Origin of the sequence: Pseudomonas folii, assembly GCF_014357575.1 — a bacterium.
GTDB lineage: Bacteria > Pseudomonadota > Gammaproteobacteria > Pseudomonadales > Pseudomonadaceae > Aquipseudomonas > Aquipseudomonas folii.
This window is the reverse complement of the sequence record NZ_JACONW010000238.1, coordinates 1-5,531: the sequence shown is the minus strand read 5'-3', so window position 1 is coordinate 5,531 and position 5,531 is coordinate 1. Positions and strand designations below refer to the sequence as shown.

The window sequence follows — 5,531 nt, the reverse complement described above, 5'->3', positions numbered from 1 at the left end:
ACGTCGGTCGTATGCAGATGTTTTGTTAGGCCTTCACACCACTTGCTTCAAATCCCGCTTGCGCACGGGCCCTGATCTTTCTTCGATCGCATGCTGCAACGGCTTGCGAATGCCTGCCAGAAACGCCAGCTCCGCCACGACAAACAACGGCCCGATAATCAACCCGCTGATGTCATCAATGAACGCCGGTTTGCGGCCTTCGTAATAGTGGCCGACGAACTGAATGACCCAGCCCACCACAAACAACCCCACACCAGCGCTGAGCCAGACCATGGTCGTTTGCTGAGCGAGGAGTGCGCCTGCCCACAGGCAAAGGCCCAGCAGTACGCCCATCAACACGCCGAACTGCCGATCAAGGCGTAAGTAGAAGATCACCGAGGCTGCCGCGACGACGGCTGCCGGGGAGAGCCAAAAGCCGCCCAGCATCCAGCCAGGGCGAGACAGCAGCACCGTGACGGCAACAACGATCAGTGGAATTCCTACAAAGTGTGTCGCGATATTCCGCGAGTCGCGGTGGTAAGCCGCGTATTGACTGAGGTGGTCGGTGAGGGTTTTCATTATTATTCCTCTTTGAGCGATAAACGATTCTGCTACGGTTTCGTCTTTAACGCGATGTGATCAGCAGTAACAGGGAGCAATACATGACAAATGGAGCTGGATGGCGCTCGCGTCTGATGAACGACCCTTGGTTCAGTCATCTACCGGCCGCCTTGCAGGATAGCTTGTTGGACGCTGCTCGCCAGACGCGTAAGACGCCGGGTAAATTCCTGTTCGAAAAGGGTGACGAACCTTGTGGGCTGTATGCGCTGGTAGAGGGTTCTGTGCGTTTTGGCGGTGCCGCCGATCAACGTCTGGTTCCGCGTCTTGAGCGCATCCGCACGCCGTATTGGTTCGGCGAAGTCTCGTTGTTCGACGGCATGCCTCGCCGGTTCGATGTTTACTCCATGGAGCAGAGCATCTTCCTTCACGTGTCACAACCGGTGCTCAATGAACTGCTGGAGAAAAACCCTGCTCACTGGCGTCCCTTCGCTGATCTGCTCAGCCAGAAGATGGGCATCACGCTGCTGCGGCCGGAGCGCATCAAATTGCTACCCGCCAAGGCCCGCGTGGCCTGGCGTTTGTTAATGCTGGCTGAAGGTTACGGACCCCTCAGCCACGCACGGCGTTTGATAAACTTTGCCGGAATTGACGCGCAAGGCACCTTGGACGTATCGCCGCACGAGCTATATGACGTGCTGCAAGACATGCATCAACGCAAGATCCTGCGTCTGATTGACGAGCAAGTGGAAATCTTCGATGTGGTCAAATTACGTAAAGCGGCCAACGCCCTGCGCGCCAAATCGTTATGCTGAGGGCCTGAACAATCGAGGTGAGCCATGCGGCTGCTGTTAGTTGAATACGATGCCAGCACGGCGAACGAACTGGCCGAAGGCTTCGCCGACTCGGGCTTTACCCTGGACGTCGCGCTCAATGGCCTGGACGGGCGCCATTTTGTCGAAGAGCAACACTACGATCTGATCATCCTCGACGTCATGCTGCCCGGCCTCAATGGCTGGCAATTATTGCAACTGATCCGTCAGCGCGGCGAAACGCCCGTGCTGTTCCTGACCGCTCCGGATGCCATCGAAGACCGTCTGCGCGGTCTGGAGCTGGGCGTCGATGATTACCTGCTCAAGCCCTTCAGTTACGAAGAGCTGCTGGCCCGCGTGCACAAGCTGCTGCGTCGTGGCCCGACAGGCGACGCGGCCAGCATCAGCATTGCTGATCTGGAAATCGACATGACATTGCAACGTGTCAGCCGTGGTGGACAGCGGATTTCAATGGGAGAGAGGGAGTTTGCCTTGTTGCAGCTGCTTGCGAGCCGTCAGGGCGAAGTTCTCTCCCGCAAGCAAATCGCGGCAGAGATTTTTGATGACGACCCTCGTCCTGTCAGCGTCGCCCTCCAGCGCCTGCGCTCCAAAATCGACGAGCGCTATCTGCCCAAGCTGATTCACGCCGTGGGTGACGACGGCTATCAACTGGCGTTGCTGGACGATGAGGCGTTTGATTTGCGGTGAAGGCAACGCCCCCATAGGTTTTGATGTGTTCCCGATATCGGCGCTCTGTCGTGGGACCGGCTTTAGCCGGGAAGAGGCCTGCACATTCACTACGTCTTCCCGGCTAAAGCCGGTCCCACGTCAGCTCATGGAATCTCCCACACACCGCCATCGCGACCTCGCGTTGCTCGGTGGAGCGCCACCCCGGTTGCTCCTACAGATCTGCGGTTTGATGCGAGACAGCGCAGTGTCGCGGAGCAGCTCGTCCAGATAGAGACAAAGTCGTCTATCTGTAACAAATCTTGAGTACCTTCAACGGTGCCCACTGATGGCGGGCACGCATAGAGCAGTTTTTATCGGGGTTGTTCCTTAGGCAGGGGACAATCCCTTTTTTTTGCCCTGCATATTCGTTTTAGCTATTGTTTGATAGCTTCTTATTCCTTAACGAATATATGTCACCTCCTTATACTGCGCTCAATGAACGCACCCATGCAGGAGGCTGACCCCATGCATAACGAGTCGATCCGCTATTTGATCGTGCCAGGCTGGCAAGGGTCAGGCGATGAGCATTGGCAAACCCACTGGCAGAATAGCCTGCCGAACAGTGCTCGCGTCGAACAAGCCGATTGGCTCAAGCCGCGTCGCGAAGACTGGGTCGGCGAACTACAGCGCAGTATCGCGGCGGACAGTACCCCCGTGATTCTGATTGCGCACAGCCTGGGGTGCATCACTGTTGCGCATTGGGCGCGGCTGGCTCCGCTGGAGTCGCTGCGTCAGGTGCAGGGGGCTTTGCTGGTCGCGCCCGCTGATGTCGAGCGACCTAACTGCTCGCCTGCGTTGCGCAACTTCGCGCCCATCCCCAAGGATCTGCTGCCGTTTCCTACGCAGATCGTCACCTCGGATAACGACGCGGCGGTCAGTACTCAACGTGCCCTGGAAATGGCCCGCGACTGGGGGGCTGAAACCGGCATTCTCAGCGAGGCGGGACATATCAACGTCAAATCAGGTCACCGCCGCTGGGAACAAGGATTCGCTTACCTGTACCGCCTGCAGAGCCGAATGGAACAACACGCACGGCGTCGCGCATGAACTTATGCAGCGCGAGACATATCGCGCTTGCCTCACCGATCCACTTGATTTTTTAACGTTTGAGCCGTCGCAAGGCTCGGGCGGGAGTTTGCCATGAGCCTGAATGAACCCTTCGGTCAGCCTTTGTTGACCTTCCCCGATGCAGAAAAAAGTCCGCTAAGCATCCGTGCCAAGGCGTTGGTATTCATCGATCCGCGTTCCCGCCAGTTACGTGAAGAAATGGAGCAACTGGCACCTCGGGCGCTGCCGGTATTGATCCGGGGCGAGTCCGGTACCGGTAAAGAATTACTGGCGCGGCACATTCATCGTGGCAGCGACCGCACAGGCTTGTTCGTGTCGGTCAATTGCGGCGCGATCAGCCCGACCTATGCCGACGCCGAACTGTTTGGTTATGCCGCGGGCGCTCACAGCGGCTCGGCCAGCAGCCGCGCCGGTTGGTTCGGCTCAGCCAATGGCGGCACCCTTTATCTGGATGAAATAGGCGACCTGCCTTTACCGATTCAGACCAAGTTGCTAGCGGCGCTGGAGACCCATGAAGTCACCCGCGTGGGTGCGCATCAGCCAAGCCCGGTGGACGTGCGCTTAGTCGCTGCTACCAGCATCGATCTGGCTCAGGCCGTGGCGGCGGGCAAGTTCCATGAGCGACTGTTTCATTACCTCAGTGAAGGACGACTGGAGCTGCCGCCACTGCGCGAACAGCCGGGTAACATCCTGCCGCTGGCCGAGTACTTCCTCGGCATTTACAGCCAGCGCCTTAACCTCGCCGTGCCACTGATCAGCGACGCAGCGCAGCAGGTTCTGGAAGCCCATAACTGGTCGGGCAATACCCGTGAACTGGAAAACGTCATCCACTTTGCGCTGCTGGTCAGCAGTGGTGACGAGATCTTGCCCGAACACTTGAACTTGCCTGCCACTCTCGACCCGCTTGTGCAAGTGGAGCAGCTTGTAGGAAAACTTCTTGTTGATACAAAGGTTGAGCAACTCTTTGCAGTGCAGCGGCTGCTCGAAACGGTCAATTCCAGGCTGCAGAACGTCACCCGCTAACTCGCAGCCCTCGGTTTTTCAGCGCCGCATCCTTCACAAAGGGTGCGGCGTTTTTTTCGTGGGGAGAAAGATGCGCGGGGAGTCCTTCACTGCTAATGGAAAAATCCTACCGCTTGTAACTCTTTTTCAGTTCTCGGTTGCAGTGATTTACCATTGAAGTTGGTTTGGAGGGCCAATTTTTAGTGTTGTTTATTACTTTTGATTGCGTGCGGTAGACACTTGAATTTATTTAAACCAGTCTGATGTTCAACAGGCGCTTAACGACCCTCTTAAGTGCGAGATGTCATTTTCTTATTAGGCTTTACGTCTGTTGCTATCTGATTTTAATCTTTTAAAAAGTCCACTGTTGGGCTCAGGGAGTTGTTATGACTGTTACATGGAATGATATTGAAACATTCACCGTTGAAAGCGCAACGGGCAACAATCGTTTATATCGAAATGGCCGCCAATCCCTAAAAGTGCGCGTTGCTATCAAAGTTATCGATATCAATAGCCGTCCGGTTAAGTTGACCGAGAATGAACGATTGTCTCTCACACTAATAAATACTCATGGCGGAGGCGAGCTTAAGTACAGGAGCCTTGAAACCGACAGACCGCTGGATCCCAAGGACGGGGAATGGGACTGGTCTATCGCAAATATTGGGCAGTATGAATACTTCCCTACCGCCAGGGCTCAGACGTTGGCTCTGTCGAGCGACGTGCCGATGCCAATGAGCTCCGATACGGCATATATCCACTTCTACGTTCGCTCAATCAGTCAGATTCCGATGACTATAGGTGTACGAATCACACGTGACGACGGTACGGTCTTCACCTCTGTGAATAAAACAGATGGAAAACTAGTGGTCACGCCCGTCAGCTTGCCAACCTACCAGCCAAGTCATTACAGGTTTGATATCATTCACACAATGAAACTGGGCGTGGGTGCGCTGGACTACATCCCTATAGAGCTCGTTGATAATGGGCTAAATATTGAATTTCGGCAGATCGAGGTAAAGCCTGTTGGGGTTGCGCACTGGGCCGGTGGTGACAAGGTTCGGGTTGGAATGGTGTCCGGTTATACACAGCCAGGTAGTTTGACTATCGTTTTTCCCGACCTTAAGGGCACCGTAGCCCCACGTGTGGTTACCGGGATTACCGCCCGAAAAGGCCAACCCGCCATTATCTCTTTTCGACAGCGTAATCTAGTCCCTGAAAAAGTCAGTCTTGCCACGATAACGGCAATCGATATGTTCGGTAATTCTCATCCGCTGAGGATTAAAATTGTATCTCCAGACCGGGTCGATGGTCGCTTGGAACTGTACTAAGTTTTGGTGCGCCCCCAGTGCGGGGGGCCCCCATATGTTTGGGTTTTTTTAAAAA

At 55.3% G+C, this 5,531-nt stretch carries 6 protein-coding genes; 5 read left to right on the top strand and 1 reads right to left on the bottom strand.

Features of this window, described 5'->3' with window-relative positions; all coding sequences use genetic code 11:
* Positions 1 to 33: 33 nt before the first annotated feature.
* Complete coding sequence (locus H8S59_RS25895; RefSeq protein ID WP_095092936.1) at positions 34 to 558, bottom strand: Mpo1 family 2-hydroxy fatty acid dioxygenase; 525 nt, start codon at positions 556 to 558, stop codon at positions 34 to 36.
* A gap of 83 nt (positions 559 to 641) precedes the next feature.
* On the opposite strand from H8S59_RS25895, the gene H8S59_RS25890 reads away from it, so the two are divergent.
* From H8S59_RS25890 to H8S59_RS25870, 5 genes are all read left to right on the top strand, one after another.
* Positions 642 to 1,352: a Crp/Fnr family transcriptional regulator gene (locus H8S59_RS25890; protein WP_187523274.1), complete on the top strand. Its 711-nt coding sequence runs from the start codon at positions 642 to 644 to the stop codon at positions 1,350 to 1,352.
* A 24-nt stretch (positions 1,353 to 1,376) separates the two neighbouring features.
* A complete protein-coding gene (locus H8S59_RS25885; RefSeq protein WP_095092934.1) occupies positions 1,377 to 2,057 on the top strand; it encodes a response regulator in 681 nt (226 codons plus the stop codon).
* Positions 2,058 to 2,543: 486 nt separating this feature from the next.
* Positions 2,544 to 3,125: an alpha/beta hydrolase gene (locus tag H8S59_RS25880; RefSeq protein ID WP_087274326.1), complete on the top strand. Its 582-nt coding sequence runs from the start codon at positions 2,544 to 2,546 to the stop codon at positions 3,123 to 3,125.
* A 93-nt stretch (positions 3,126 to 3,218) separates the two neighbouring features.
* Positions 3,219 to 4,169 carry a sigma 54-interacting transcriptional regulator gene (locus tag H8S59_RS25875; RefSeq protein ID WP_187523273.1) on the top strand — a complete coding sequence of 317 codons (951 nt, stop codon included), beginning with the start codon at positions 3,219 to 3,221 and terminating at the stop codon, positions 4,167 to 4,169.
* A 365-nt stretch (positions 4,170 to 4,534) separates the two neighbouring features.
* A complete protein-coding gene (locus H8S59_RS25870) occupies positions 4,535 to 5,476 on the top strand; it encodes a hypothetical protein (RefSeq protein ID WP_187523272.1) in 942 nt (313 codons plus the stop codon).
* Positions 5,477 to 5,531 lie beyond the last annotated feature (55 nt).

Bases quoted from the DNA above. Each gene is read 5' to 3' on its own strand.
- H8S59_RS25895 (WP_095092936.1), bottom strand. From the start codon at position 558: ATGAAAACCCTCACCGACCACCTCAGTCAATACGCGGCTTACCACCGC.
- H8S59_RS25890 (WP_187523274.1), top strand. From the start codon at position 642: ATGACAAATGGAGCTGGATGGCGCTCGCGTCTGATGAACGACCCTTGG.
- H8S59_RS25885 (WP_095092934.1), top strand. From the start codon at position 1,377: ATGCGGCTGCTGTTAGTTGAATACGATGCCAGCACGGCGAACGAACTG.
- H8S59_RS25880 (WP_087274326.1), top strand. From the start codon at position 2,544: ATGCATAACGAGTCGATCCGCTATTTGATCGTGCCAGGCTGGCAAGGG.
- H8S59_RS25875 (WP_187523273.1), top strand. From the start codon at position 3,219: ATGAGCCTGAATGAACCCTTCGGTCAGCCTTTGTTGACCTTCCCCGAT.
- H8S59_RS25870 (WP_187523272.1), top strand. From the start codon at position 4,535: ATGACTGTTACATGGAATGATATTGAAACATTCACCGTTGAAAGCGCA.